Source organism: Vagococcus sp. AM17-17 (assembly GCF_003471765.1).
GTDB classification, from domain to species: domain Bacteria; phylum Bacillota; class Bacilli; order Lactobacillales; family Vagococcaceae; genus Vagococcus; species Vagococcus teuberi.
This window is the reverse complement of sequence record NZ_QRJY01000017.1, coordinates 1-234: the sequence shown is the minus strand read 5'-3', so window position 1 is coordinate 234 and position 234 is coordinate 1. Positions and strand designations below refer to the sequence as shown.

Genomic DNA, 234 nt, shown 5'->3' with positions numbered 1-234 from the left:
CTAGTGTTGGTAAAAGTTCAAACGTTAGAATTTAGGATCTAGAAAACTTTTTAGTTTTCTAGATCTTTTTTGGTGATTTGAAAGCAGACTTCTTTAAACAAATTGATAGTCGTAGCTTAAAATTATAAAAACTTCTCATGCCATAGGCATTACGCTTTATGACTTTAATATGGTTATTCATACATTCTAAAGGACCATTTGAATAAGATGTTTCAAAGGTGTTTTTTATTTCTT

Annotated in this window: 1 protein-coding gene; it reads right to left on the bottom strand. The window is 28.2% G+C overall.

Annotation, left to right across the window (positions count from 1 at the left end; genetic code table 11):
- Positions 1 to 58: 58 nt before the first annotated feature.
- Positions 59 to 234: transposase (locus DW196_RS10255; RefSeq protein ID WP_147408685.1), on the bottom strand; the 176-nt coding region annotated here is incomplete at its 5' end.